The 25,993-nt window shown below is 73.9% G+C and carries 27 protein-coding genes and 1 tRNA gene; 22 read left to right on the top strand and 6 right to left on the bottom strand.

Translation table 11 applies throughout. From position 1 onward, the window contains the following. Window positions 1–21 precede the first annotated feature (21 nt). From ACSMHG_RS10020 to ACSMHG_RS09990, 7 genes are all read left to right on the top strand, one after another. Window positions 22–276, top strand: coding sequence for a hypothetical protein (locus ACSMHG_RS10020; RefSeq protein WP_435744347.1), 255 nt, complete (start codon window positions 22–24; stop codon window positions 274–276). 62 nt (window positions 277–338) lie between these two features. Then, window positions 339–1,181: a uracil-DNA glycosylase gene (locus tag ACSMHG_RS10015; RefSeq protein WP_435744374.1), complete on the top strand. Its 843-nt coding sequence runs from the start codon at window positions 339–341 to the stop codon at window positions 1,179–1,181. Then, window positions 1,178–1,708 (top strand): glycine cleavage system transcriptional repressor, encoded by a 531-nt coding sequence (locus ACSMHG_RS10010; protein WP_435744344.1) that lies wholly within the window; start codon window positions 1,178–1,180, stop codon window positions 1,706–1,708. Before ACSMHG_RS10015 ends, ACSMHG_RS10010 begins: the two co-directional genes overlap by 4 nt. After that, complete coding sequence (gene def, locus ACSMHG_RS10005) at window positions 1,705–2,280, top strand: peptide deformylase (protein WP_435744342.1); 576 nt, start codon at window positions 1,705–1,707, stop codon at window positions 2,278–2,280. Before ACSMHG_RS10010 ends, def begins: the two co-directional genes overlap by 4 nt. Before the next feature lie 25 nt (window positions 2,281–2,305). After that, window positions 2,306–2,379: transfer RNA gene (locus tag ACSMHG_RS10000), tRNA-Leu, on the top strand. A gap of 103 nt (window positions 2,380–2,482) precedes the next feature. Beyond that, on the top strand, window positions 2,483–2,869 hold the full coding sequence (locus tag ACSMHG_RS09995) for a response regulator transcription factor (RefSeq protein WP_435744340.1): 387 nt from the start codon (window positions 2,483–2,485) through the stop codon (window positions 2,867–2,869). Window positions 2,870–2,988: 119 nt separating this feature from the next. Next, window positions 2,989–3,873, top strand: coding sequence for a Bax inhibitor-1/YccA family protein (locus ACSMHG_RS09990; RefSeq protein WP_435744338.1), 885 nt, complete (start codon window positions 2,989–2,991; stop codon window positions 3,871–3,873). Between the two features lie 93 nt (window positions 3,874–3,966). On the opposite strand, the gene ACSMHG_RS09985 is transcribed toward ACSMHG_RS09990, so the two are convergent. Next, on the bottom strand, window positions 3,967–5,013 hold the full coding sequence (locus tag ACSMHG_RS09985; protein ID WP_435744336.1) for an SGNH/GDSL hydrolase family protein: 1,047 nt from the start codon (window positions 5,011–5,013) through the stop codon (window positions 3,967–3,969). 79 nt (window positions 5,014–5,092) lie between these two features. On the opposite strand from ACSMHG_RS09985, the gene ACSMHG_RS09980 reads away from it, so the two are divergent. The 3 genes from ACSMHG_RS09980 to ACSMHG_RS09970 all read left to right on the top strand — a co-directional run bounded on the left by ACSMHG_RS09980 (window position 5,093) and on the right by ACSMHG_RS09970 (window position 8,198). Then, window positions 5,093–6,481 (top strand): cystathionine beta-synthase, encoded by a 1,389-nt coding sequence (locus ACSMHG_RS09980; RefSeq protein WP_435744334.1) that lies wholly within the window; start codon window positions 5,093–5,095, stop codon window positions 6,479–6,481. 68 nt (window positions 6,482–6,549) lie between these two features. Next, complete coding sequence (locus tag ACSMHG_RS09975) at window positions 6,550–7,002, top strand: Zn-ribbon domain-containing OB-fold protein (protein WP_435744332.1); 453 nt, start codon at window positions 6,550–6,552, stop codon at window positions 7,000–7,002. Further along, window positions 6,999–8,198, top strand: a complete 1,200-nt coding sequence (locus ACSMHG_RS09970; protein ID WP_435744330.1) for a lipid-transfer protein — start codon at window positions 6,999–7,001, stop codon at window positions 8,196–8,198. Before ACSMHG_RS09975 ends, ACSMHG_RS09970 begins: the two co-directional genes overlap by 4 nt. A gap of 49 nt (window positions 8,199–8,247) precedes the next feature. Here the strand turns inward: ACSMHG_RS09970 and ACSMHG_RS09965 are convergent, their stop codons facing one another. Both ACSMHG_RS09965 and ACSMHG_RS09960 read right to left on the bottom strand, forming a co-directional pair. After that, window positions 8,248–9,141 (bottom strand): DUF559 domain-containing protein, encoded by an 894-nt coding sequence (locus ACSMHG_RS09965; protein ID WP_435744328.1) that lies wholly within the window; start codon window positions 9,139–9,141, stop codon window positions 8,248–8,250. A gap of 56 nt (window positions 9,142–9,197) precedes the next feature. Beyond that, window positions 9,198–9,578, bottom strand: a complete 381-nt coding sequence (locus ACSMHG_RS09960; protein ID WP_435744326.1) for a YchJ family protein — start codon at window positions 9,576–9,578, stop codon at window positions 9,198–9,200. A gap of 38 nt (window positions 9,579–9,616) precedes the next feature. Between ACSMHG_RS09960 and ACSMHG_RS09955 the strand changes: the two genes are divergently transcribed. From ACSMHG_RS09955 to ACSMHG_RS09925, 7 genes are all read left to right on the top strand, one after another. Beyond that, window positions 9,617–11,029 (top strand): magnesium chelatase ATPase subunit I, encoded by a 1,413-nt coding sequence (locus ACSMHG_RS09955; protein WP_435744324.1) that lies wholly within the window; start codon window positions 9,617–9,619, stop codon window positions 11,027–11,029. Window positions 11,030–11,063: 34 nt separating this feature from the next. After that, complete coding sequence (locus ACSMHG_RS09950) at window positions 11,064–13,106, top strand: vWA domain-containing protein (RefSeq protein ID WP_435744321.1); 2,043 nt, start codon at window positions 11,064–11,066, stop codon at window positions 13,104–13,106. A gap of 23 nt (window positions 13,107–13,129) precedes the next feature. Next, window positions 13,130–13,786, top strand: coding sequence for an AzlC family ABC transporter permease (locus ACSMHG_RS09945; RefSeq protein ID WP_435744318.1), 657 nt, complete (start codon window positions 13,130–13,132; stop codon window positions 13,784–13,786). After that, window positions 13,783–14,097: an AzlD domain-containing protein gene (locus ACSMHG_RS09940; RefSeq protein WP_435744315.1), complete on the top strand. Its 315-nt coding sequence runs from the start codon at window positions 13,783–13,785 to the stop codon at window positions 14,095–14,097. The genes ACSMHG_RS09945 and ACSMHG_RS09940 overlap by 4 nt, the downstream gene beginning before the upstream one ends. A 284-nt stretch (window positions 14,098–14,381) precedes the next feature. Then, window positions 14,382–15,161, top strand: a complete 780-nt coding sequence (locus tag ACSMHG_RS09935; protein WP_435744312.1) for a TSUP family transporter — start codon at window positions 14,382–14,384, stop codon at window positions 15,159–15,161. A 4-nt stretch (window positions 15,162–15,165) separates the two neighbouring features. Further along, on the top strand, window positions 15,166–15,816 hold the full coding sequence (locus ACSMHG_RS09930; protein ID WP_435744309.1) for an IMPACT family protein: 651 nt from the start codon (window positions 15,166–15,168) through the stop codon (window positions 15,814–15,816). A gap of 10 nt (window positions 15,817–15,826) precedes the next feature. Beyond that, window positions 15,827–16,555, top strand: coding sequence for a VOC family protein (locus ACSMHG_RS09925; protein WP_435744306.1), 729 nt, complete (start codon window positions 15,827–15,829; stop codon window positions 16,553–16,555). 28 nt (window positions 16,556–16,583) lie between these two features. Here ACSMHG_RS09925 and ACSMHG_RS09920 read toward each other — a convergent pair whose 3' ends face one another. Together ACSMHG_RS09920 and ACSMHG_RS09915 are read right to left on the bottom strand one after the other, a co-directional pair. Then, complete coding sequence (locus ACSMHG_RS09920) at window positions 16,584–17,915, bottom strand: ABC1 kinase family protein (RefSeq protein WP_435744303.1); 1,332 nt, start codon at window positions 17,913–17,915, stop codon at window positions 16,584–16,586. A 42-nt stretch (window positions 17,916–17,957) separates the two neighbouring features. Further along, window positions 17,958–18,539, bottom strand: coding sequence for a nucleosidase (locus tag ACSMHG_RS09915; RefSeq protein ID WP_435744301.1), 582 nt, complete (start codon window positions 18,537–18,539; stop codon window positions 17,958–17,960). A 126-nt stretch (window positions 18,540–18,665) separates the two neighbouring features. On the opposite strand from ACSMHG_RS09915, the gene ACSMHG_RS09910 reads away from it, so the two are divergent. Together ACSMHG_RS09910 and ACSMHG_RS09905 are read left to right on the top strand one after the other, a co-directional pair. Then, window positions 18,666–20,594 carry a PAS domain S-box protein gene (locus ACSMHG_RS09910; RefSeq protein WP_435744299.1) on the top strand — a complete coding sequence of 643 codons (1,929 nt, stop codon included), beginning with the start codon at window positions 18,666–18,668 and terminating at the stop codon, window positions 20,592–20,594. Next, a complete protein-coding gene (locus ACSMHG_RS09905) occupies window positions 20,591–21,376 on the top strand; it encodes a response regulator (RefSeq protein WP_435744297.1) in 786 nt (261 codons plus the stop codon). Before ACSMHG_RS09910 ends, ACSMHG_RS09905 begins: the two co-directional genes overlap by 4 nt. Before the next feature lie 37 nt (window positions 21,377–21,413). Here ACSMHG_RS09905 and msrA read toward each other — a convergent pair whose 3' ends face one another. Continuing rightward, complete coding sequence (msrA, locus tag ACSMHG_RS09900; protein ID WP_435744295.1) at window positions 21,414–22,061, bottom strand: peptide-methionine (S)-S-oxide reductase MsrA; 648 nt, start codon at window positions 22,059–22,061, stop codon at window positions 21,414–21,416. 98 nt (window positions 22,062–22,159) lie between these two features. On the opposite strand from msrA, the gene ACSMHG_RS09895 reads away from it, so the two are divergent. Genes ACSMHG_RS09895 through ilvA form a run of 3 tightly spaced genes read left to right on the top strand, consistent with a single transcriptional unit; the run spans window position 22,160 to window position 25,964 of the window. Next, window positions 22,160–23,332 (top strand): cystathionine gamma-synthase, encoded by a 1,173-nt coding sequence (locus ACSMHG_RS09895; RefSeq protein ID WP_435744293.1) that lies wholly within the window; start codon window positions 22,160–22,162, stop codon window positions 23,330–23,332. 20 nt (window positions 23,333–23,352) lie between these two features. Beyond that, window positions 23,353–24,738 carry an AI-2E family transporter gene (locus ACSMHG_RS09890; RefSeq protein ID WP_435744290.1) on the top strand — a complete coding sequence of 462 codons (1,386 nt, stop codon included), beginning with the start codon at window positions 23,353–23,355 and terminating at the stop codon, window positions 24,736–24,738. Further along, window positions 24,735–25,964 (top strand): threonine ammonia-lyase, encoded by a 1,230-nt coding sequence (gene ilvA / locus ACSMHG_RS09885; RefSeq protein ID WP_435744287.1) that lies wholly within the window; start codon window positions 24,735–24,737, stop codon window positions 25,962–25,964. Before ACSMHG_RS09890 ends, ilvA begins: the two co-directional genes overlap by 4 nt. Window positions 25,965–25,993 lie beyond the last annotated feature (29 nt).

The following is a 25,993-nucleotide window of genomic DNA, read 5'->3' as shown; positions in this document are numbered from 1 at the left end:
CCCACCGACGAAGGAGCACCCATGAAGAAGCTGATCCTCCTCACCGGTATCGGCATCGGTTACGTGCTCGGGTCCAAGGCGGGCCGCGAGCGCTACGAGCAGATCCGGGAACGCGCCAAGAAGGTCGCCGAGAGCCCCACGGTGCAGAGCGCCGCAGGCAAGGCGACCGAGCAGGCGTCGGCCGCGGCCGACGCCGCCAAGGAGAAGGCCACCGAGGCCGCCTCCACCGTCGCCGACAAGGCGCGCCGCGAGGCCTCGATCCAGCCGGCCCCCTGAGCCCGGACAGACCGGGTCCCCTCGGTCCCGGAGCGACCGGACCGGTCGTCGGGAGCGGCTCGCTGCCGCACCCGGCGACCGGTCGGCCGTTCCCGTCCCCGGTCCCCCCGGGCAGCGGCTGGCCCGGGGACCCGGCCGACGCGACCACGCCGGTCGCGACCACCCCGGCTCAGGTACGGCGCCTCGCCCGCGACGCGGAGCTCGCCGACGTCGACGCCCGGGTGAGCGTGTGCCGCGCGTGCCCCAGGCTGGTCCGGTGGCGCGAGGACGTCGCGACCACCAAGCTGGCCTCGTTCGCGGGGGAGCCGTACTGGGGACGGCCGATTCCGGGCTTCGGGTCCGAGCGGCCGGCGGTGCTCGTGGTCGGTCTGGCGCCGGCCGCCAACGGCGCCAACCGGACGGGGCGGGTCTTCACCGGGGACCGGTCGGGGGACTGGCTCTTCGCCAGCATGCACCGCGTCGGCCTGGCGACCCAGGCCGGCAGCGTCCACGCCGCCGACGGCCTGGAGCTGCCGGAGACCCGGCTGGTCGCCACCGTCCGGTGCGCGCCGCCGCTGAACAAGCCCACGCCGGAGGAGCGCGACACGTGCGCGCCGTGGCTGGACCGGGAGGTCACGCTGGTGGCCGACAGCGTGCGGGTGGTCGTCGCCCTCGGCTCCTTCGGGTGGGAGGCGTGCCTGCGGACCTGGCGGCGCCTCGGGCGCGACGTACCCGTGCCGAAGCCGCGGTTCGGGCACGGCGCGGAGGCCTGGCTGGGTGGTTCGCCCGGCGCTCCGGCGCGGGGCGTGGTGCTGCTCGGCAGCTACCACCCCAGCCAGCAGAACACCTTCACCGGCAGGCTCACCGAGGCGATGCTGGACGAGGTGCTCGGTCGCGCGGCGGCCCTTGCGAGAATGCCCGGGTGAGCTCACCCGCGCCCCTGCACGCCATCACCGTCCTCGGCCACGACCGTCCCGGCATCATCGCCGAGGCCACGGGCCGCCTCGCCGACCTCGGGCTCAACCTCGAGGACTCGACCATGACCCTCCTGCGGGGCCACTTCGCGATGATGCTGCTGTGCGCCGGGCCCGCGGCCGTCGCGGAGATCGAGGCCGCGCTCGCCCCGCTCACCTCCGACGGCAGCCTGACGGTCACGGTGCGCGACGTGCCGCAGGAGGACGCCGGCGCCGCGACCGGCACGTCCTGGGTGCTCACCGTCCACGGCGGCGACCGCCCCGGCATCGTCTCCTCCGTCGTGGCGCGCGTCGCCGCGGTCGGCGGGAACATCACCGACCTCACCACCCGCCTCGCCGGCGAGCTCTACCTGCTGGTGGCCGAGATCGACCTGCCGGCCGGCGCGGACGTCCCCGCCCTGGAGCAGGCGGTCTCAGCGGCCGCGGCCGACCTGGGCGTCGGCGCCACGCTGCGGCCCGCGGAGGCCGACGAGCTGTGAGCACCCCACCGGCCCAGACCATCGACGAGCGCGTCCTCGGCTGGTCCGTCGACGAGCTCGGCGTCGACGGGCACGTGCTCGAGGTGGTCCGCGCCCCGGCCCCGGTCCTCTCGACCCCCGGCGAGGCCGTCGACCCGACGGCCCCCGAGGTGGTCCAGCTCGCCGCGGACCTGGTCGCCACCATGCGGGTGAGCCCCGGGTGCGTCGGCCTCGCCGCTCCGCAGGTCGGCGTCTCGGCGCGGGTCTTCTCCGTCGACGTCTCCGAGCACCCCAAGACGCGCGACCACCACGGCACCTTCGTGCTCTGCAACGCCGAGGTGGTCGAGTCCAGCCGCAACGAGAAGGCGCGCGAGGGCTGCATGAGCGTCCCGGACCTCACCGGTGACGTGAAGCGCGCCTCGCGCCTCGTCGTACGCGGACAGCTGCCCGGCACCGGCGAGGAGGTGACCGTCGTGGCCAACGCCTTCGAGGCGCGGGCCCTGCAGCACGAGATCGACCACTGCGCCGGGTACCTCTTCCTGGACCGGGTCGCCGGGGCGCACGCCGTGCATCCGCGCAAGACCTACCTCTGACCCGCGTCCTCTAGGTTGGGCGCCGGCCCCCGTGTCCCAACCGGCAGAGGAAGCCGCCTTAAAAGCGGCGAGGTGCGGGTTCGACTCCCGCCGGGGGCACGCGGCCGGTCCACAACGGTGCCCGTGTCACCCTGGACCTGGTGGCCGCTCGGCGCCATACTGTCCCGGACGTGGCGGGGGCCACGCCGGGAGCGGGGTGGTCGTGGCGCGCGTGCTGGTGGCCGAGGCCGACGACGACATCCGCGACCTGATCGTGTGGCTGCTCGAGCGGGACGGTCACGAGGTGGACGCCGTCGCCGACGGCACGACGGCCCTCGAGCACTGGCGCCGCAGCCCTGCCGAGCTGGCCGTGCTCGACGCACGGATGGCGGGGCTCGACGGCGTCGAGGTGGCCCGGACCATCCGCCGCCACGGGACCGACCAGGCACAACAGTCTCGTCCCGCGATCGTGCTGCTCTCGACGTCCCTCGCCGCCGACGACGTCGAGCGGGGCCTGGCCGCGGGGGCGGACGAGTACGTCGGGATGCCGTTCAGGGTCCGCGAGCTCGGCCGCACCATCGGCCGCCTGCTCGAGGGCGACGTGGCCTGAGCCGACGACCCGGGAACGTTCCGACGCCGCCGGGCGTTGAGGACTACGAGGCCCACTAGGGTGGGTCTCGCGGTGAGCCGTCAGGGAGACGGTCACCACGGCCTCCAGGGAGGAGACCCATGCAGAGCAACAACCCGGTGTTCCGTCGCTCGGAGGAGTTCAACCGCGGCGGCGCGAACCCCTACGGCAACCAGACGTACGCCGGCAACGGCTCCGCCTACCCCGGCTACGGCAGCGACCCGTCGCAGTGGGGCACGGGTGCCCCGGGCGCCCCGACCACCCCGCAGACCACGGGCGGGCCGATGACGATCGACTCGGTCGTGCAGAAGACCGCCATCACCCTCGGCACCGTGATCGTCGCGGCGTTCGCGACCTGGGTGCTGACCCCCGACCTCACCGCCCCGGGCGTGACGAGCGAGGACCTCGGCTCGCTCTACGCGGCGCTGGCGATCGGCAGCCTCGGCGCGTTCGCGCTGTCGCTGGTCAACTCGTTCAAGCGGGTCGTCAGCCCCGCCCTCGTGCTCGCCTTCGCGGTGCTCGAGGGCATCGCGCTCGGCGCGTTCAGCAAGGTGATCGAGGCGCAGTTCGCCACCCCGGACTCCGGAAGCCTGGTCGTCCAGGCGGTCATCGGCACCTTCGCCGCGTTCGCCGGCACGCTCGCGGCGTACAAGTTCTTCGACATCAAGGTCGGCCAGAAGTTCCGCACCTTCGTGATCGGCGCGGTCTTCGGCATGATCGCGCTGAGCCTGATGGAGGTCGTGCTCGGCTTCTTCGGCAACGCGCTCGGCTTCCACGGCTTCGGCATGATGGGCCTGCTGTTCTCCGTCGCCGGCCTGGTGCTCGGTGTCTTCATGCTCATCCTCGACTTCGACTTCGTCGAGCAGGGCGTGGCCAACCGGATCCCCGAGCGGGAGTCGTGGCGTGCGGCGTTCGCGATGACCGTGAGCCTGGTCTGGATCTACACCAACCTGCTGCGCCTGCTGGCGATCTTCCAGCAGGACTGACGTCCACGCTGGTCGAGCGACCTCGCTGGTCGAGCTCGTCGAGACCACCACCAACGAAGGCCCCGGACCTCGGTCCGGGGCCTTCGTGCGTCCTCACGCCTCCGAGGCGGCCGCGCGCTCGGGGCCGGGCTGCTGCTCCTCGTCGGCCTCCGGGGCCGTCCCGTCGGTGGACGGGTGGCGGCGGCGGTGCCGCAGCTCGACCCACAGGCCCCGCACGCCCAGCCGGTTGCCGCCGACCTCGGTGCCGCCGAGCTCCGTGCCGGGGGTGTTGACGGCCTGGAGCGCGGCCGCGGTGATCGGCAGGACCCCTTCGCCGCGGTAGGGCTCCGGCTCGATCTCGTCCGGCTCGAGGAGGCCGAGCGCGGCGAGCGCGGAGGGCAGCAGCACCGAGGCGAGCGAGCGGTAGCCGTGGGAGGAGGGGTGGAACTGGTCGGGGCCGAAGAGCAGCGCCGGCGCCGCGGCGAACTCGGGACCGAGGATGGAGCCCAGGGACACCGTCCGACCGCCCTCCTCGACGACCGCGATCGTCTGCCCGGCGGCCAGCCGTCGCGACCAGGCGCGGGCCACCTGCTTCAGCGGCGGGGCGATCGGCTTCAGGGTGCCGAGGTCGGGGCAGGTCCCCACCAGCACCGCGACACCGGCCTCGCGGAGCCGGCGTACCCCCTCGGCGAGGTGGCGCACCGAGTGCGACGGCAGCACCGTGTGCGTGACGTCGTTGGCGCCGATCAGGATGACGGCGATGTCGGGCTCGATCGGCAGTGCCCGCGAGATCTGCTCGGCGAGGTCCGAGGACATGGCGCCGACCACCGCGAAGCTGCGCAGGTAGACCCGGCGGTCGGCGCGCTCCGCCACGCCGCTGGCCAGCAGCGCGCCGGGGGTCTCCTCGACGCGTTCCACGCCGTACCCGGCTGCGCTGGAGTCGCCGAGCAGCGCCATCTTGATGGCCGGGCCCGGGCGCCCACGGCCGTACCAGCCGGTCGCGTCCGGCGGCGGCTCGTCACGCGGCTCGCCGATCGTCTTGCGCGCGAGGCTCGCCTCGACCCGCATCACGCCGTAGAGCGCGGCGCCGAGCGCAGAGACCCCGCCGCCGCCGAAGGCCGCGGCGGAGGCGAGCTTCCGTGCAGCAGCTGCTTTACCCACGGGTCGCACTCTACGGACCCGCACCTTCGGACCGGCGCGGGGTTTAGACCGCCGTGACGGCCGCCTCTAGCCTGAGGTGGTGCAGTACGTGAACTCGCTCCTGGACCTCATCGGTGACACCCCGCTGCTGCGGCTCGGCCGCACGCTCGACGACCTCCACGGCGCCGAGGGGCCGATCGTGCTGGCGAAGGTGGAGTACCTCAACCCCGGCGGCTCGGTGAAGGACCGGATCGCCACCCGGATGATCGACGCCGCCGAGGCCTCTGGCGAGCTCCAGCCGGGCGGCACGATCGTCGAGCCGACGTCGGGCAACACCGGCGTGGGGCTGGCGATGGTCGCCCAGCAGCGCGGCTACCACTGCATCTTCGTCTGCCCCGACAAGGTCAGCGAGGACAAGCGCAACGTCCTGCGCGCGTACGGCGCCGAGGTCGTCGTCTGCCCGACCGCCGTCGACCCCGACCACCCGGACTCCTACTACAACGTCTCCGACCGGCTCGCCTCGCAGCCCGGCGCCTGGAAGCCGAACCAGTACGCCAACCAGCACAACCCCCGGTCCCACTACGAGACCACCGGCCCGGAGATCTGGGCGCAGACCGAGGGGCGGATCACCCACTTCGTCACCGGCATGGGCACCGGCGGCACGATCAGCGGCGTCGGGCGCTACCTGAAGGAGCGCAACCCGGAGATCCAGGTGGTCGGCGCCGACCCGTCGGGCTCGGTCTACTCCGGTGGCACCGGCCGGCCCTACCTCGTCGAGGGCGTGGGCGAGGACTTCTGGCCCGACACCTACGACCGCGGGGTCGCCGACCGGGTCATCGAGGTGTCCGACGCCGACTCCTTCGCCTTCACCCGCCGGCTGGCCCGCGAGGAGGCGCTGCTCGTGGGCGGCTCGTCGGGCATGGCGGCGTACGCCGCGAAGCAGCTGGCCACCGAGCTCGCCGCCGAGGGCCGCACGGACGCGGTGATCGTCGTGCTGCTGCCCGACTCCGGCCGCGGCTACCTCGGCAAGATCTTCAACGACGGCTGGCTGCGCCAGTACGGCTTCGCCTCCGGCGACCAGCCCGACCGCACGGTCGGCGAGGTGCTGCGGGGCAAGGACGGCCGGCTGCCCGACCTGGTCCACACCCATCCCGGCGAGACCCTCGCCGAGGCCGTGCAGATCCTCCAGGAGTACGGCGTCTCGCAGATGCCCGTCGTCCGTGCGGAGCCGCCGCTCGTCGCCGCCGAGGTGGCCGGATCGGTCTCGGCCCGCACACTGCTCGACGCGCTCTTCGCCGGCCAGGCCCGGCTCACCGACCCCGTCGAGCAGCACATGTCCGCGGCGCTGCCGACCGTCGGGGCCAACGCCGACGCCCGCGAGGCCGTCGCGCTCCTCCAGGACGCCGATGCGGTGCTGGTGCAGGAGGACGGGAAGCCGGTCGGGGTCGTCACCCGGCAGGACCTGCTGTCCTACCTCGCGGGGGCCTGAGACGCGCGGGCTTGGCGGCTGCACTCCGGCGCTAGTGTGTGAGAACACGTTCTAGTTTCGGAGGTTCGATGACGACGACCGCCACGCCCGCGATCGAGGGCTGGTTCACCACCGGGCCGGAGCCCGCCCTGGTCGGCTCGCGGTGCACCACCTGCACGACCGTGTACTTCCCTCCGGTGGCCGGCTTCTGCCGGAACCCCGCGTGTGCGGGTGAGGAGTTCGAGCGCACCGAGCTGGCGCGGCGGGGCCGGGTGTGGTCCTACACCGACGCGCAGTACCAGCCGCCCGCGCCGTACGTCCCGGCGGCCGACCCCTACGAGCCGTTCGCGCTCGTCGCGGTCGAGCTGCCCGAGGGGCTCACCGTGCTCGGCCAGGTGGCACAGGGCTACGGCGTCGACGACCTCCGCGTCGGCGCAGAGGTGGAGCTCGTCGTCGAGACGCTCTACCGCGACGACACCGGCGACCGGCTGATCTGGCGGTTCAAGCCCGTGGTCGAGATGGGCGAGGAGGCCGACCAGTGACCGGGCAGCCAGGACAGGTCGCCGTCCTCGGCGTCGGCATGCACCCGTGGGGCAAGTGGGGCCGGCCCTTCGTGGAGTACGGCGTCCATGCCGCCCGGGTCGCGCTCGCCGACGCGGGGATCCCGTGGACCGACGTCGACCTGGTGGTTGGCGGCGAGACGGTCCGCAACGGCTACGGCGGCTACGTCGCCGGCGCCACCTTCGCCCAGGCGCTCGGGTGGAACGGCGCCCGGGTGGCGACCTCCTACGCCGCCTGCGCCACGGGCGCGCAGGCCCTCGACACCGCCCGCGCCCGGATCCTGGCCGGCCTGTCCGAGGTGGCGCTCGTCGTCGGCGCGGACACCACGCCGAAGGGCTTCCTCGCCCCGAACGCGGGCGAGCGCTGGGACGACCCGGACTGGCTGCGGTTCCGCCTGCTCGGCATGACCAACCCGGCGTACTTCGCGCTCTACGCGCGGCGCCGAATGGACCTCTACGGGGCGACCCAGGAGGACTTCGCCCACGTCAAGGTCAAGAACGCCCGCCACGGGCTGGCGAACCCGAACGCGCGCTACCGCAAGGAGGTCAGCGTCGCCGACGTGCTGGGCTCTGCGGTGGTCTCCGACCCGCTGCACCTGCTCGACATCTGCGCCACCTCCGACGGCGCTGCGGCGGTGCTGGTCACCAGCGTCGAGTACGCCCGCCGTCACGGGATCGCAGACCCCGTCCGCGTCGACGCGATCTCGACGGTCACGCCGACCTTCCCGAACACCGTCATGGACATGCCCAACCTCTCCACCGACTCCAGCGCGGCCACCGGGGAGCCGCAGCGGACCTTCAAGGAGTCGATCGGCCACGCGGCGTACGAGGAGGCCGGCATCTCTCCGGCCGACGTCGACGTCGCCGAGGTCTACGACCTCTCGACCGCGCTGGAGCTCGACTGGATGGAGGACCTCGCTCTCTGCGGCCGTGGCGAGGCCGAGAAGCTGCTCCGCGCCGGCGACACGACCGTCGGCGGCCGGACCCCGGTCAACCCGTCCGGTGGCCTGGCGTGCTTCGGCGAGGCGGTGCCGGCCCAGGCGCTGGCGCAGGTGTGCGAGCTGACCTGGCAGCTTCGCGGGCAGGCCGAGGGGCGGCAGGTCGAGGGCGCCCGCGTCGGCATCACCGCCAACCAGGGGCTCTTCGGTCACGGATCGTCGGTGATCCTCAGCCGCTGAGGGCGGCCAGCGACCGAAGTACTGAGCCAACGGCCCTCCAGCCGCGCCCTCAGGCGGCGTCGTGCCGCCTCGGAGTGCGTTGGCTCAGTACTTCGGCGAGAGCAACAGCACGGAGCAGCACGTCGCGGACCTCCTCGGGGTGGAACATCACGTCCTCGTAGGCGAACCGCAGGACGATCCACCCGGCGACGAGCAGGCGGTTGTAGCGCCGGGCGTCCGAGGCCAGCGCCGACCGGCTCCCGTGCCACTCGAAGGAGTCGGCCTCGCAGACGATGCGCAGCCGCTCGTCCGCGAGGTCCACCCGCGCGCGGAAGCCGTCGTCGCTGACCGTCACCTGCGGCCGGACCGACAGCCCCGGCACGTCGAGGCAGATCGCGCGCAGCGATGACTCGAACGGGTTGGCCGCCAGACCTGTCGCGTGCTCCGCGACCATCCGCACGCGGCGCGATCCTGGCCCGCGGGCGTTCTCGGCCACCCGCTCGAGCAACAGCCGACAACCCGACTCCCGCAACGCCGAGTCGGCGATGGCGAGCCCCTCTGTGAACGGCAGGGAACGGAGGCAGTCGAGGAGCGTGCGGGCCGGGGTGGTGACTCCATCCGCCACCTCGTCGGGAGTGAGCTCGCCGCGATGGACGGCGACCCCGGTGCCGCGCCCCTTGAGCTTCCGACCGCGGCTGACGGTCACGTCCGGCTTGTCGGGCACCGTCCGGACGCCCCAGCCGTGGCGCAGGGCAGCGCTCCTGTGCGACACCACGCCACCGAGCTGGGCGGCGGCGCTGGTGGCCTCGTCGACGGTCGGGAGCGCATAGTGGCCGCGGCCCACACGGGTGACCGTGCCGGCCGACACGGCGGCGTCGAGCGCCCGGCGGTCGACGACCGCGAGCAGCGCGCTCCGGCGGGCGACCCCGCCGAGGTCCGCGAGCAGGTCGACGACGTCCGGCACGGGTCGATGGTGCCCACGGACAGCAGTCGGCGTCGGCGCTCCTCCACAGGGTCGGCTCAGCCCGGTTCGCCGTCGACGTAGACCCACCGGCCGCCGCGGCGCTCGAACCGGGACCGTTCGTGCTGCTGGCCCGGGCCGGCGGGGGAGTCGTAGGACGCGACGAACTCCACCCAGTCCTCGCCCCCCTCATGAGCCGAGCCCAGCACCCGCAGGCCGGTCCACGTGCGGGTGCTGGTGTCGAGCGAGAGGTCGTCGGGGCGGGTGCGGGGGTGCCAGGTGCGCCAGAGGTACGCCGCGTCGCCGACCGCGAACGCGGCGTACCGCGAGCGCATCAGCTCCTCCGCGGTGTCGGCGTGGGCGGCCCCACGGTGCAGCCGCCCGCAGCAGGCGTCGTACGCCTGGCCGGATCCGCAGGGGCAGGTCGGTCGAAGGTCCACGCCCCTACGATGCCTTGCCTGCTGGGTAGCGTGAGGGGGTGACCACCGCTCACTCGACCGCCTCCTCGACCGCGCCCGCCATCACCACCGTCGGCGAGCTCCGGGCATCGGGCCACGAGCACCGCCCGCTGCGCGTCGAGATCCGCGACAACCTCCTCGCCGCGCTCCGCGAGGGCCGCGACCCGTGGCCGGGCCTGCACGGCTTCGAGGAGACCGTCGTCCCGCAGCTGGAGCGCGCGCTCATCGCCGGCCACGACGTGGTGCTCCTCGGCGAGCGCGGCCAGGGCAAGACCCGGCTGCTGCGGACGATGATCAGCCTCCTCGACGAGTGGAGCCCGGTGATCGACGGATCCGAGCTCGGCGAGCACCCCTACGAGCCGATCACCCACGCCAGCCGCCGCCGGGCCGCCGAGCTCGGCGACGACCTGCCGGTGGCGTGGCGGCACCGCGACGAGCGGTACGCCGAGAAGCTCGCGACCCCGGACACCAGCGTCGCCGACCTGATCGGCGACGTGGACCCGATGAAGGTCGCCGAGGGCCGGAGCCTGGGCGACCCCGAGACCATCCACTTCGGCCTCATCCCGCGCAGCCACCGCGGCATCGTCGCCATCAACGAGCTGCCCGACCTGGCCGAGCGGATCCAGGTGGCGATGCTCAACGTGATGGAGGAGCGCGACATCCAGATCCGCGGCTACGTGCTGCGGCTGCCGCTCGACGTGCTGGTCGTGGCGAGCGCCAACCCCGAGGACTACACCAACCGCGGCCGGATCATCACGCCGCTCAAGGACCGGTTCGGCGCCGAGATCCGCACCCACTACCCGACGGCGCTCGAGGACGAGGTGGCGGTGATCCGGCAAGAGGCCGACCTCGTCGCCGAGGTCCCGGACGCGCTCGTCGAGGTCCTCGCGCGGTTCACCCGCAACCTGCGTGATTCCAGCTCGGTCGACCAGCGCTCGGGCGTCTCGGCGCGGTTCGCGATCGCCGGCGCCGAGACCATCGCGGCCGCCGCCCTCCACCGCGCGACGCGGCAGGGCGAGGACGAGGCCGTGGCCCGGGTCGTCGACCTCGAGACCGCTGTCGAGGTGCTCGGCGGCAAGATCGAGTTCGAGTCCGGCGAGGAGGGGCGCGAGGCCGAGGTGCTCACCCACCTGCTCCGCACCGCCACCGCCGAGACCGTCCGCGCGCGGTTCCGAGGCCTCGACCTCGGGCTGCTGGTCGAGGCGATCGAGAACGGCGCCATGGTCACCACCGGCGAGCAGGTCACGGCACGGGACTTCCTCAGCGGCCTGCCGGTGCTCGGCGAGTCGGAGCTGTACGACGACATCTGCGACCGCCTCGACGCGACCAACGACGGGGAGCGCGCCTGCGCGATCGAGCTCGCCCTCGAAGGGCTCTACCTGGCGCGGAAGGTCGGCAAGGACACCGACGGCGCGGAGACGGTCTACGGGTGATCGGCCCGGTGGCGACGGCGGGGAGGGGGTCGGCGTGAAGGACCGGACGCGCTTCAAGCGGTACGAGGGCGGCGACCCGCTCGCGCCGCCGGTCGACCTGGCCGAGGCGTTGGACGCCATCGGCGAGGACGTCATGGCCGGCTACTCGCCCGAGCGCGCGATGCGCGAGTTCCTGCGTCGCGGCCCTTCGACAGGCTCAGGAACCGAGGGACGTGGGCTCGACGACCTGGCACGTCGGGTCGCGGAGCGGCGCCGCGACCTGCTCCAGCGGCACAACCTCGACGGCACCATGCGGGAGGTCAAGGAGCTGCTCGACCGGGCGGTGCTGGAGGAGCGCAAGCAGCTGGCCCGCGACGCGATGATGGACGACTCCGACCGGGCGTTCCGCGAGATGCAGCTGGAGAGCCTCCCGGCCAGCCCCGCGGCCGCGGTGAGCGAGCTGTCGTCGTACGACTGGCAGAGCCGCGAGGCACGCGAGGACTACGAGAAGATCAAGGACCTGCTCGGCCGGGAGATGCTCGAGCAGCGGTTCGCCGGCATGAAGCAGGCGCTGGAGAACGCCACCGACGAGGACCGGGCGCGCGTCAACGAGATGCTCCGGGACCTCAACGAGCTGCTCGAGGCGCACGCCCGGGGCGAGGACACCGGCGAGCAGTTCCAGCGGTTCATGGACGAGCACGGGGACTTCTTCCCCGAGCGCCCGCGGGACGTCGACGAGCTCCTCGACTCGTTGGCGCAGCGTGCGGCCGCCGCCCAGCGGATGCGCAACTCCATGACCCAGGAGCAGCGTGACGAGCTCGACGCCCTGGCCAGCCAGGCGTTCGGCAGTCCCGCCCTCCAGCAGTCCCTGGCCCAGCTCGACGCGAACCTGCAGACGCTGCGCCCCGGCGAGGACTGGGGTGGCTCCGAACGGATGGACGGCGAGGAGGGCCTCGGCCTCGGCGACGGCACCGGCGTCTTCCAGGACCTCGCCGACCTGGACGAGCTCTCCGACCAGCTCGCCCAGTCCTACGGCGGCGCCCGGATGGACGACCTCGACCTCGACAAGCTCGCGCGTCAGCTGGGCGACCAGGCCGCCGTCGACGCCCGCACGCTGCAGGAGCTCGAGCGGGCGCTGCGCGACTCCGGCACCCTCAAGCGCGACTCCGGCGGGCAGCTGCGGCTGACCCCCAAGGCGATGCGCCAGCTCGGCAAGGCGCTGCTGCGCGACGTCGCGCAGCGGATGTCGGGCCGCCAGGGCCAGCGCGAGATGAACAAGGCCGGTGCGGCAGGTGAGCGGTCGGGGGCCACGCGCGAGTGGGCGTTCGGCGACACCGAGCCGTGGGACGTCACCCGGACCATGCTCAACGGTGTGCTGCGCCGTGCCGGCGACCCGTCGGGGCCGGTGCTGGAGATCGGCGACGTCGAGGTGCAGGAGACCGAGGCCCGCACGCAGGCGGCCGTCGCCCTCCTGGTCGACACGTCGTTCTCGATGGCGATGGACGGCCGGTGGGTGCCGATGAAGCGGACGGCGCTCGCCCTGCACACCCTGATCCGCTCCCGGTTCCGCGGCGACCACCTCCAGCTGATCGGCTTCGGCCGGCACGCCGAGGTGATGGAGATCGAGCAGCTGACCGCCCTCGACGCCATGTGGGACAAGGGCACCAACCTGCACCACGCCCTGCTGCTCGCGAACCGCCACTTCCGCAAGCACCCGAACGCCCAGCCGGTGCTCCTGGTCGTCACCGACGGCGAGCCGACGTCCCACCTCGAGCCGGACGGCGAGGTGTGGTTCAGCTACCCGCCGCACCCGCTGACCGTCGCCTACGCCGTGCGCGAGCTCGACAACGCCCGCCGGCTCGGGGCCCAGACGACGTTCTTCCGCCTCGGCGAGGACCCCGGGCTCGCCCGCTTCATCGACTCGATGGCGCGGCGGGTCGACGGCCGGGTCGTCGCACCGGAGCTCGACGACCTGGGCGCCGCTGTGGTCGGCTCGTACCTGGGCACCCGGCGCGGGTCAGCCGGAGCCGGCGCGGCGGGCGACCACGCGGAGTGGTTCGGCCGGTTCGGCGGGCGGGGGTTCTGGGTCGGCGAGTGAGGGCCCGCCCCTACGGTGTCGGGGTGCACGACTCCTTCCGGCGCGGGATCCGGCTCGGCGTCCCCTTCGCCGGTGTCGGGCTGCTGCTGTCACTGTCCTTCGGCGTGCTCGCGGTGCAGACGGGGCTCTCGCCGTTCCAGGCGGTGGTGATGTCGGCGGTCGTGCACGCCGGATCCGCGCAGTTCGCGGCGCTCTCGGTCGTGGCCGCCGGCGGCGGGGTGCTCCCCGCGGTGGCGTCGGGTGGCCTGATGAACGCGCGCTTCCTCGCCATGGGCATCGCCCTCGCGCCCTCGCTCCCCGGTCGGCCAGCGGTGCGCGCCCTGCAGGGCCAGGCCGTCGTCGATCCCTCCTGGGCCATGGCCAGCAACGGGGACGGGACGTTCGACCGCTGGCAGCTGTTCGGCGCCACCGTGCCGCAGTACGCCGGCTGGCTCACGGGCACCGCCCTGGGCGCGTACGGCGGCGATCTGCTCGGTGACACCGACCGGTTCGGCCTCGACGCCGTCTTCCCGACGTTCTTCCTCGCGCTGCTCCTGGCCGAGCTGCGCGACCCGCGCTCGCGCGGCGTCGCCGTCGCGGGGGCGGTCGTCGCGCTGGTCCTCGTGCCGTTCACGCCGGCCGGCGTGCCGGTGCTCGCGGCCTCGGTCGCGGCGCTCGTCGGGCTGGCGAGACGCCGATGACGGGGACCGGCGTCTGGGCGATGGTCTTGGGCCTCGCGGTCGTGACCGCGGCGATCAAGGCGTTCGGCCCGCTCCTGCTGGGCGGACGCGTCCTGCCGCCGTCGGTCACCGCCGTCGTCGCGCTGCTCCCGCCCGCGCTCCTAGCCGCGCTGGTGGTGACCACCGTGGCCACCGAGGGTCGGGGGTTCGCCGTCGACGCCCGCGTGGTGGGGGTGGCGGCCGCCGGGGTCCTGCTCTGGCTGCGGTGCCCGCTGCTGGTGGCCGTGCTGGTCGCGTCGGGCGTCACCGCGGCCGTCCGCGCCCTCACCTGAGCCGCCGCCGTGGTCGGCGGGCAGTCGGAGCTGCGCGTCGAGCGCGTGGCCTCACCAGCTCCGCTGAGCTCGAGGTCGATGAACCCGTGCAGGAGGCTGCCGATCAGCCGTACGGCGTGCACCGAGTCCGCGTCGCCGGCCCCGACGACCGGCTGCCGGGGATCGCGGTGGCTCCGCGCGCCGGACGACCGAGGCAGCAGGGCTCGGCAACCTCCAGGACTTCCTCAGGAGGGTCCGCGGCACCGGCCGCGAGACGCCCTCGGGCCGCGCCTAGGGTGACGTGGGTGGAGGACCCGACGCTCACCGTGCTGGCCCTTCTCGCGCTGGCGGGGCTGACCGCCGGGTTCGTCGACGCGGTGGTGGGCGGCGGCGGGCTGATCCAGCTGCCGGCGCTCCTGGTCGGGCTCCCGGCCGCGACGCCGGTCGAGATCCTCGCGACCAACAAGCTCGGCTCGATCTGCGGCACGACGGTGAGCTCCGCGACGTACTACCGGCGCGTCCGGCCCGATCCACGCACGTTCGGCCCGCTCATGGCGCTGGCGCTGGCCGGGTCGTTCGCCGGCGCGTTCGTGGCCTCGCAGATCCCGCGGGAGGCGTTCGAGCCGATCGTCCTGGTGGCGCTCGTGGTCGTGGGGGCCTACGTCGTCCTCAAGCCGCAGATCGGCGCTGCCACGGCGTTGCGGCACACCGGCGGCCGGCACCTCGGGCTGGCGATGCTCGTGGGCTTCGGCATCGGGTTCTACGACGGCGCGCTCGGCCCCGGCACCGGCAGCTTCTTCGTGATCGCGCTGGTCGGTCTGCTGGGCTACAACTTCCTCGAGGCTTCCGCCAAGGCGCGGATGGCCAACTGGGCGACGAACCTGGGCGCGCTCATGCTCTTCGTCCCCCAGGGCGCCGTGATCTGGGAGATCGGACTCGTGATCGGCGTGTGCAACCTGGTCGGCGGCTACCTCGGCGCGCGGACGGCGGTCCGCCGCGGGGCCGGCTTCGTGCGGATCTTCTTCATCGTCGTCGTCTCCGCCTTCGTGCTCCGCATCGGCGGCGGGCTGGTCGGCTGGTGGTGACCGGGTGCCGCGCTACCTGACGCTCGCCCGCGACGCGGAGGCTGAGATCGAGGTGAAGCGGTCCCGCTTCCTCGCCACCGTCGTCCGGGTCGGCGACGAGGCCGGCGCCCGGGCCGTCGTCGACCGGCTGCGCCGGGAGCACTGGGACGCCCGCCACCACTGCTCGGCCTTCGTGCTCGGGCCACCGCCGGTGCCCGTCGAGCGCTCCAGCGACGACGGCGAGCCCGCCGGCACGGCGGGCGCGCCGATGCTCGAGGTGCTGCGCGGCTGGGACGCCGGGCCGGAGGGACGCGGCGTCTCCGACGTCGTCGCCGTGGTCACCCGCTGGTTCGGCGGCACGCTGCTCGGCGCCGGCGGCCTGGTCCGTGCGTACGGCGACGCGGTGCGGGCCGGGCTCGAGGTGGCCGGCACGCGAGTGCGGGAGCTGCGCCGCGAGCTCGTCGTCGCCGTCGGGCACGCCGACGCGGGCCGGGTCGAGACCGAGCTCCGCGCGCGGGGCGTGGCGGTGCTGGGGTCGACGTACGGCATGGGCGTCGAGCTGACCGTCGGCGTCCCGCCCGACGAGGAGCCACGGCTGCACGCGCTGCTCGCCGAGCTGACCCACGGCGCCGCGACCGCGGTGGCGTCCGGAGAGCGCTGGGTCGACCTTCCGTAGGCTGGCCGCCATGGAGCCGTTCTGGGTCACTGCCTTCCTCGACCTGGCGCCCGACGACCTGGAGCCGGCCGTCGCGCACTGGCGCGCCGTCACCGGCTACGACGTGTCGCCGACGCGCGGCGGCGACGGGGAGTTCGCCACGCTCGTGCCCGCGCGGGGGGAGAGCTACCTGAAGGTCCAGCGGCTCGCCGAGGGACCGTCGCGGCTCCACCTCGACCTCCACGTCAGCGACGTGGAGGCGGGGGCGGCGCGCGCGGTGGAGCTCGGCGCGAGCGTCGTCTCGCGCAGCGGCTACGTCGTCCTGCGCTCGCCCGGCGGGTTCGTCTTCTGCCTCGTCGGCCACCCCACGGGGTTGCGACCGCCGCCCGCGGACTGGGGCGGCCACGCGTCCGCGGTCGACCAGGTCTGCCTCGACGTGCCGCCGCACGCCTGGGAGCGCGAGGTCGACTTCTGGCCGGCGGTGACCGGGTGGCGCGTCGACCGGTCGGAGGGCGAGTACACCTCCCTCGTGCGGCCCGACCACGTGCCGCTCCGGCTCCTGCTGCAGCGGCTCGATGACGAGCAGGAGCAGGTGACCGCCCACCTCGACCTGGCCACGACCGACCGGGCGGCGGAGACCGCCCGGCACGAAGCGCTCGGGGCCCGCGTCGTGGACGTCCGCGACGAGTGGACCGTGCTGCGGTCGCCGACGGGGGCGGCGTACTGCCTCACCGACCGGTCCCCGGGGCCCGGCGGCTGACGCCGGTGCCCGGCGGTGCAGGGCGGTGTCAGTCCGCGAAGCCGGGCAGGTGCTCCTCGAGGACCGCACGGAACGGCGCGGAGGCCTCCAGCTGGCTCAGCACGCCGATGCCGCCGAGCCAGGTCCGGTGGATGAGCAGGTACGACGGGGGCAGGTTGAGCCGCAGCGCGACCGTGTAGGTGGGCGAGCGCGGGTCGTTGATCCGCTGGAACTGGGTGCGCATCCACTCGCGGGAGAAGCGGAAGGAGTCGACCTGGGCGGGCTCGACGAACGGGGCGAGGTACTCCAGGACCAGGTCGGGGTCGACCGTGATGCCCGGCCGGAGGAACCCCTCCTCGCGGAGCCCGGCCACCAGCGTCTGGCCGTCGCGCTCGCAGGCCACCCGGATCAGCCGGCCCATCGCCTCGGGCAGCCCGCCGGCCTCGAGCCGGGCGACCGCGCCGTAGTCCAGGACGCCCATCCGCGCCGGACCGCCGTCGGGGTCCCGGACGACCCGGAAGTTCCCGGGGTGGGGGTCGGCGTGGAGCATCCCGGTGCGCTCGGGCCCTGCGAAGAGGAACCGGGTGAAGAGCTCGCCGAAGTGGTCGCGGTCGGCCCGGCTGCCCTCGGCGATGACGGCGGCGAGGGACGACTCGCTCTCGAGCCACTCGGTGACGAGGACGGTCTCGCCGACGGCGACGACGCCGGGGACGGCGATCTCGGGGTCGTCGGCGAACGCCTCGGCGTAGACCTGCTGCGCGTCCGCCTCGAGCCGGTAGTCCAGCTCGTCGACCGCCCTGGCCTGCAGCTCGGCGATGAGCGGCTTGACGTCCAGGCCGGGCACGAGCGAGCCGGCGGTGCGCGCGACCCGGGAGAGCTGGCGCAGGTCGGAGCGGAGCGCCTCGCCGGCGCCCGGGTACTGCACCTTCACGGCGACCTCGCGGCCGTCGTGCCACCGGCCGCGGTGCACCTGGCCGATGGAGGCGGCCGCGGTGGGGCCGCCGTCGAGCCAGACCAGCTGCTCGCGCCAGTCCGCCCCGAGGTCGCGGGCGAGCGCCTCGCGGACCGTCGAGGTGGGCATCGGGGGAGCGGAGTCCTGCAGCAGGGTCAGCTGCTCCCGGTACGGCGCCGCCAGCTCGTCGGGGAGGGCGGACTCCAGCACGGAGAGCGCCTGGCCGAACTTCATCGCCCCGCCCTTGAGCTCCCCGAGCGTGCGGAAGAGCTGCTCGGCGGTGCGCTGCTGGATCTCGCTCATCACCGCCTCGGCGGGCTGGCCCCCGAGCCGCTTGCCGAGGCCGACCGCGTTGCGACCGGCGAAGCCGAGTGGCAGGGCCGCCAGCCGCGCGGTACGGGCAACCGCCTTGCGGGGGAGATCCGGCATGGCTCCATCATGGCGCGCCGGTGGGCGCGGGCGCGCCGTTCCTCAGTGGGCGGCGGCGGTGCCGTCCAGGAGGGCGACCAGCTCGCGGGCGAGCGCCCGGGCGCTGACGTCGACGACCTGCGGCCAGTCCAGGGCGGACTCGTCCGCGGTGTCGGAGACGTGCTTGAGCAGCAGCACCGGCACGCCGGCCTGGCGGCACGCCCACGCGACGGCGTACCCCTCCATGTCGACCAGGTGCGCCCGCGCGGCGAGCCGGTCCCGCTCGACGGGGTCGCTGACGAACACGTCGCCGGTGGCCAGGACCGTGGCGTCTCCGTGCTCGAGGCGGAGCTCGTCGTGCGGGTCGTGGCCCAGCGCGCGGATCGCGGCGGCGGCCAGGTCGTGGTTGAGCACGGTGCCGGGCCGGTGCAGCCCCGTGAGGCCGGGGCGCAACGCGCCCGCGGTGCCGAGGTTGACCACGAGGTCGACCTGGCCGTGCCGCTGGAGCACCGCGCGAGCGGTGGCTGCCGCCGCCAGGGTCTTGCCGATACCGGTGATGACGAGCGGCACCTCGTCGGGCAGGTGGGCCGCCTCCTCGGGGGTCGCCGCGACGACCAGCACCCGCGCAGGATCCGTCGCGATCACGTCGGAACGGTACCGACCCGGCACCGGCCGGCGCCGCGGAGGTCCTGCGAAGCGGCGGTGCCCGTCGAGATGGCCGTCGCGGTGCGGCCTCACGATCCCTGGCGAAGAGGTCTAGAGTCTCGGGACGTGCCGTCGCTGCCGACCATCGTGCTGGTGGACGATGCCGCCGAGGTGCGGTCGCTCGTCCGGCTGCAGCTGCGTCTGGCCGGTCTCGGCGAGGTGGTCGGAGAGGGCGCTGACGGGCGGGACGCCGTCGTCCTGGCGGCACAGTGGTCGCCCGACGTGATGCTGCTGGACGTCTCCATGCCGGATCTCGACGGCCTGGGGGCACTGCCCCAGGTCCTCGAGGCGTCGCCACGCACGCGGGTCGTCATGTACAGCGGTTTCACGGACCCCGCCCTGGCCGAGGAGGCCGTCCGCCGGGGCGCGGTCTCGTTCGTCCAGAAGTCCACCGACCTCGACGCACTCGTCGGAGAAGTGCGCCGGCTGCTCCCCGGCGAGCAGCCGGCGGCTGCGCCGGATGCCGTCCCCGGCGCCGAGGACCACGACCCACGCGCCGCGGCGCGCGAGCTCGAGCAGCACGTGGAGCGGTTCGCCGGTGTCTTCGACGACGCGGCCATCGGTATGGCGACCCTGACCCTCCAGGGCCGGCTCGTGCGGGCGAACAGCGCACTGGCACGCGTCTTGGGCCGGGAGAGCGCCGACGTGGTCGGAAACCACTACCCGGAGGTCGTGCGGTCCGGTGGGGACGCTGATGGCCGCCTGACCGCGGCGCTCGAGCGAGCCACGAGGGGCGACGACGACGTGGTGGAGGTGGAGCACCGCTACCGCGGCTCGCACCTGCGGACGACCTTCAGCCCCGTGCGTGACCAGCGCGGTCGGCCCCTGTACGTCTTCGCCCAGTGCCAGGACGTCACGCGTCAGCGTCAGGCCGAGGACCAGCTGCGGCAGGCGGAGCGACGGTTCCGCCTGCTGGTCGAGGCCGTCGAGGACTACGCGATCTTCATGCTCGACCCGACCGGGCACATCGCGAGCTGGAACTCCGGCGCCCAGCGCAGCAAGGGGTGGACCGCCGAGGAGATCGTCGGACAGCACTTCCGCGTCTTCTACCCCGTTGAGGTCGCCCGCTCGGGCCACCCCGAGCACGAGCTGATGCTTGCGCTGCGTGACGGCAGCTACCACGAAGAGGGTTGGCGCGTCCGCCGGGACGGCTCCCGGTTCTGGGCGCACGTGACCATCACGGCCGTCCACGACGAGGAGGGCCACCACATCGGTTTCGCCAAGGTGACCCGCGACAACTCCGAGCGCCACCGGCTGCTGGAGGAGCAGGAGCGCTACGCCCGCGCGTTGGCGGAGGCCAACGAGCGGCTCGAACGCGCCAACCACCAGCTGGCGGCGGCAGCGGAGGACCAGGCCCAGTTCCTGGCCGTCACGGCCCACGAGCTGCGCACCCCGGTGAGCGTGCTCAGCATGTCGGGGCGCACCCTGGGCGAGCACTGGCGTGAGCTCGACGAGTCGGAGCGTGACGAGATCCTCGAGGGGATGGAGACCAGCTCGGCGAGGTTGCAGCGACTGCTGGGGGACCTGCTGACGACCTCGCGCATCCAGGCCAGCACGCTCGACCTGCGGCTCGAGGACGTCGAGCTGGCCGCGGCGCTCGCCCCGACCGTCGACGAGCTGCGGCGGGTGCACGTGGGGGCGGAGCTGCGGCTCGAGGTCGAGGCCGGCACCCGGGTGCGCGCGGACCCGGGACGGTTGGCGCAGGTCATCGAGAACCTGGTGGCCAACGCGGTCAAGCACGGCGCCCCGCCCATCACCATCCGGGCGCTGGCCGTCGAGCACAGTGTCGAGATCGAGGTCCGCGACGCCGGCGAGGGGGTCCCCGTCGAGCTGCTGCCGCGGCTCTTCGAGCGCTTCACCAGCCGCGGCGCGGGCGGCACGGGGCTCGGGCTCCACATCGTGCGGGAGCTCTCCCGGGCGCAGGGCGGCGATGCTTGGTACGACCCGGTCCGGACCGCCTTCGTCGTGCGCCTTCCCGCGAGTGGGCCCCCATGACGGCTCGCGTCCTGCTCGTCGAGGACGTCGACGAGGTGCGACGCCTGCTGCGCGTCCTGGTGCGTCGCCAGGCCGGCCTCGAGGTCGTCGGGGAGGCCTCCACCGCCGCGCAGGCACTGCGGCTGGCTGCAGAGAACCAGCCGGACGTCGTGCTGCTGGACCTGGGCCTGCCTGACCTGGCCGGCCGCGAGCTGTTCGCGCGCGTCAGGGACGCCGCGCCGAGGGCACGCATCGTCGTGTTCACCGGTACCGAGCCCGACGACAACGGCTTCTGGGCCGAGCACACCGCGGGGTACGTGCTCAAGGGGGCCGAGCCGGACTACCTCGTGCGGGTCCTCCAGGACGCGGCCGACCAGGGTCCGCCGCCGGGAGGACCTGGCGAGGACGGCGCCGCCTACGCGGCCGCGTCGTTCCCCGACGTGCTCGAGAGCGTGCCCGCCGCCCGGACCTTCGCACTGGAGCACATCGCGCGCTGGGACCTCGGTCGGCACGAGCACGACGTCGCTCTCATCGTCACCGAGCTGGCTGCCAATGCCGTCACCCACGCGGCTTCGCCCTTCGAGGTCCGGCTTCGCAGCGGCGGGGCCCAGCTACGCGTCGAGGTCCGGGACGAGAGCCCCCGGACGCCCGAGCCCCAGCCGTTCAGCGAGACGAGGGAGAGCGGACGCGGGATGCTGCTGGTCTCCGCCCTGTCGACCGCATGGGGCATCGAGCCGATCCCCGGGGCGGGGAAGGTGACGTGGGCCGAGATCGGGACCGTCGGCGACCCGGACGCGAGCTGACCGCCGCGGTGCGTCGCTCCCGGCCCTCGTTCGCCGTCTAGGCCGTCGCGGGGAACTTCACGCCGGTGTTGGCGTGGCAGCGGTAGCCGAACGGGTTCTTGGCGAGGTACTGCTGGTGGGCGTCCTCGGCGTAGTAGTACGTCGGGACCTCGCGGATCTCGGTGGTGATCTCGCCCAGTCCGCGTCGGCGCAGCTCGGCGCCGTAGACGTCGGTGAGCTCCCGGGCGACGCGCTCCTGCTCCGGCGTCGTCCAGTAGATCGCGGAGCGGTACTGCGTGCCCACGTCGTTGCCCTGCCGCATGCCCTGCGTCGGGTCGTGGACCTCGAAGAAGATCTTCACCAGGTCGGCGTAGGAGACGACCGAGGGGTCGAAGACCACGCGGACGGCCTCGGTGTGGTTCGTGGCACCCGAGCAGACCTCCTCGTACGACGGGTGTGGCGTCGTGCCGCCGGCGTACCCGACCGACGTCGACCACACCCCCGGCTGCTGCCAGTAGATCTCCTCGGCGCCCCAGAAGCAGCCGAGGCCGAAGACGGCGACCTCGTGGCCGGCCGGCGCCTGGTCGGTGACGACGGGCGTGCCGAGGACGACGTGCTTGTCGGTGAGGTTGAACCACCGCTCGGTGCGGCCGGGGAGCGTCTGCTCGGGGTCGATCAGCTCGGTCTGCTTGCGGGCGAAGAACACGTCGGGCCTCCTGAGGGGTCGCTCGCCATCGTGGCACCTGCTCCAACAACGGGCGGCGCCCCAGCCTTCCCCGCGGCCGGGATGGGTACCGTGGGCCGGTGAGTGGACAACAGCACAGCAACAAGGCGGGCTTCCAGACGCGTGCGATCCACGCCGGCTACGAGCCCGACGCCGCCACCGGCGCGGTCATCCCACCGATCTACGCGACCTCGACCTACAAGCAGGACGGCGTGGGCGGCCTGCGGGGAGGCTATGAGTACAGCCGCTCCGGCAACCCCACCCGCACGGCGCTCGAGGGCAACATCGCGGCGCTCGAGGAGGGCGAGCGCGGGTTCGCGTTCGCCTCCGGCCTCGCCGCCGAGGACACCCTGGTCCGGGCCCTGCTGCGCCCCGGCGACCACGTGGTCTTCCCCGACGACGCGTACGGCGGCACGCACCGGCTCTTCGACAAGGTCGAGCGGGCCTGGGGCGTGGAGCACACCACCGCACCCGTCTCGGACGTCGACGCGGTCCGCGCGGCGGTGCAGCCCGGCACCACGAAGCTGGTCTGGGTCGAGACGCCCACCAACCCGCTGCTCAACATCGGCGACATCGAGGCGCTGGCGGCCGTGGCCCACGACGCAGGCGCGCTGCTCGTGGTCGACAACACCTTCGCCTCGCCGTACCTCCAGCAGCCGCTGACCCTCGGCGCCGACGTCGTGGTCCACTCGACCACGAAGTACTGCGGCGGCCACTCCGACGTGGTCGGCGGCGCGCTGGTCGTGCGCGACCTCGAGCTGGCCGAGCGGGTCGGCTACCACCAGAACGCCATGGGCGCCGTCGCCGGCCCGTTCGACTCCTGGCTGGTGCTGCGGGGCCTGAAGACCCTCGGCGTCCGCATGGACCGCCACTGCGACAACGCCGAGCGGGTCGTGGAGTTCCTTGCCGGGCACCCCGACGTCACCCAGGTCATCTACCCCGGCCTCGAGGACCACCCGGGCCACGCGGTGGCCAGCCGGCAGATGAAGCGGTACGGCGGCATGGTCTCCTTCCGCGTCGCCGGCGGTGAGCCGCAGGCGCTCGGCGTCTGCGAGCGGGCCGAGGTCTTCACCCTCGGCGAGTCGCTGGGCGGCGTCGAGTCGCTCATCGAGCACCCGGGCCGGATGACCCACGCCAGCGTCGCCGGCACCGACCTCGAGGTCCCGGCGGACCTGGTGCGGCTCAGCGTCGGCATCGAGACCGTCGAGGACCTGCTGGCCGACCTCGACCGCGCGCTCGGCGCCGGCCGCTGAGCACCGGCGGAGACGAGACCGTGACCGAGGGCCCGGCCACCGAGCCCGACGCCCACGCCGATCCCCGGGCCGACCTCCAGGCCGACCTCCAGGCCGACCCCCAGCGGCGCCGACTGCCGCTGCGCCTGCCGCGGATCGCGACCGACGACGACGGCCTGGCCCAGCGACTGGCCCAGCAGTGGTCCCAGATGCGCGAGGAGCGCCGTCCGACGGCGCCGGCGCCGATCGTCGCCGGACCCTCCAACTTCTCCCGCGCCCAGGTGCCGTGGGGGCTGGACCTGGCGGCGGCCTGGTCGTGGCGGCTGCTGGTCATCAGCGCGGCCGGCTACCTGCTGCTGCGCCTGGTCGGCTTCTTCTCCGTCGTGACGATCCCGCTCGCGGTGGCGATCCTCGTGGCGGCCCTGGCCTCGCCGCTCGTGGCGGCGCTCCAGCGCATCGGCCTGCCGCGGGGCCTGGCGTCGGTGGCGGTCGTGGTCACCGGGATCACGACCGTCGCGCTGCTGCTCACCTTCGTCGGCCAGCAGGTGGCCACCGGCGTCACCGACCTCGCGGACCAGACCGTCGCCGGCCTGGGCGAGATCAAGACCTGGCTCAAGGACGGGCCGCTCAACGCCAGCGACAGCCAGATCAACCGCTACATCGACGCCGCGCAGCAGGCGATCACCGAGGGCTCGCAGAGCGGCGGCGTCGTCTCCCAGGTGACCGAGGTCGGCACGGCGGTGACCCACGTCGTCGCCGGCCTCTTCATCGTCCTCTTCGCGACCTACTTCTTCCTGGCCGACGGCGACCGGATCTGGGCCTTCCTGGTCCGGCTCGCGCCGCGGGCGGCCCGCGAGCACGTCGACAGCTCCGGCCGGGTCGCGTGGATCTCCCTCACCCAGTTCGTGCGGGCCACGGTGCTGGTCGCGCTGGTCGACGCGATCGGCATCGCCGTCGTCGCGGCGGTCCTCGACGTGCCGTTCGTCCTGGCCCTCGGCGTCCTGGTCTTCCTCGGCGCCTTCGTGCCGATGATCGGCGCCACCATCGCCGGCTCGGTGGCGGTGCTCGTCGCCCTGGTCGACCAGGGCCCGATCACCGCGCTGCTGATGCTGGCCGGGGTCGTCGTGGTCCAGCAGATCGAGGGTCACGTGCTGCAGCCGTTCCTCATGGGCCGGTGGGTCTCGGTGCACCCGCTGGCCGTGATCGTCGCCATCGCCGGCGGCGTGATCCTCGCGGGCGTCGCCGGGGCGCTGGTCGCCGTGCCGTTGGCCGCCGCGGGGAACGCCGTCGTCCAGCACCTCGCCAGCAACACCGCGGTCGGCAAGGACCCGGTGGAGGAGCTCACCGAGGACTACGAGGAGAAACGGGCGGAGGTCGACGTCCCGGAGCAGCGCGACGCACCGGGCCCGGGAGAGGAGGGCCGGTGACGATCACGCTGGCCGACATCGAGGCCGCCCGCGACCTGCTCGAGGGGGTCGCCGTGCGCACCCCGATGGAGGAGTCGCGCTGGCTCTCCGAGCTCGCCGGCGGACCGGTGTCGTTGAAGTGCGAGAACCTCCAGCGCACGGGGTCCTTCAAGACCCGCGGGGCCTACGTCCGGATCGCCCGGCTCAGCGACGAGGAGCGGGCCCGGGGCGTCGTCGCCGCCTCCGCCGGCAACCACGCCCAGGGCGTCGCGCTCGCCGCGCGGATGCTCGGCACCCGGGCCACCGTCTTCATGCCCGAGGGCGCTCCCATCCCCAAGGAGCGCGCGACGCGGGGGTACGGCGCGGACGTCGTCTTCGAGGGCCGGCACCTGGGTGAGTCGCTCGCGGCGGCCCGGCGGTTCGAGGAGGAGACCAGCGCGGTCCTCATCCACCCGTTCGACCACGCCGACATCGTGGTGGGGCAGGCCACGGCCGGCCTGGAGATCCTCGACCAGGCGCCCGAGGTGCGGACCGTGCTCGTGCCGACCGGCGGCGGGGGGCTGCTCGCGGGCATCGCGCTCGCGGTCAAGGCCGTGCGCCCCGACGTCCGGGTGGTCGGCGTCCAGGCCGCCGGGGCGGCGGCGTACCCGTCGTCGTTGGCAAAGGGCCGGCCGGTCGGCCTGGAGTCGATGAAGACGATGGCCGACGGCATCGCCGTGGGGATGCCGGGCGAGCTGACCTTCGCGGCGGTCCGGGACCACGTCGACGAGGTGCGCACCGTCTCCGAGGACTCCCTCGCCCGCGCGCTCCTCGCCCTGCTGGAGCGGGCGAAGATGGTGGTCGAGCCGGCCGGTGCCGCGGCCGTGGCCGCCCTCCTCGACGACCCGACCGGCTTCGGCACGCCCGCGGTGGCGGTCCTCTCCGGCGGCAACATCGACCCGCTGCTGCTCGGCAAGGTCATCCGTCACGGCATGGCCGCGGCGGGCCGCTACCTGAACCTGACGGTGACCATCCGCGACGTCCCCGGCGGCCTCGCCGAGCTGCTCGGCGAGGTCAGCGCCGCGGGCGCGAACGTCCTCGAGGTCGTGCACGAGCGGATCTCGCCGTCGCTCCACCTCGACGAGGTGGAGGTGCACCTCCAGCTGGAGACCCGGGGCGCTCCGCACGCCGAGCAGCTGCTCGCCCGGCTGCGCGAGCGGGGCCACCGGATCGCCGGTCACCCCGCCGCGGGTCGCGCCGGCGAGTGAGGGGAGGACCGGCCGGGGCCCAGCGGGGC

The organism is Nocardioides ureilyticus (genome assembly GCF_051280745.1).
Taxonomy (GTDB): Bacteria; Actinomycetota; Actinomycetes; order Propionibacteriales; family Nocardioidaceae; genus Nocardioides.
The sequence above is the reverse complement of the archived record's forward strand: the minus strand, read 5'-3'. Positions and strand labels throughout refer to the sequence as shown.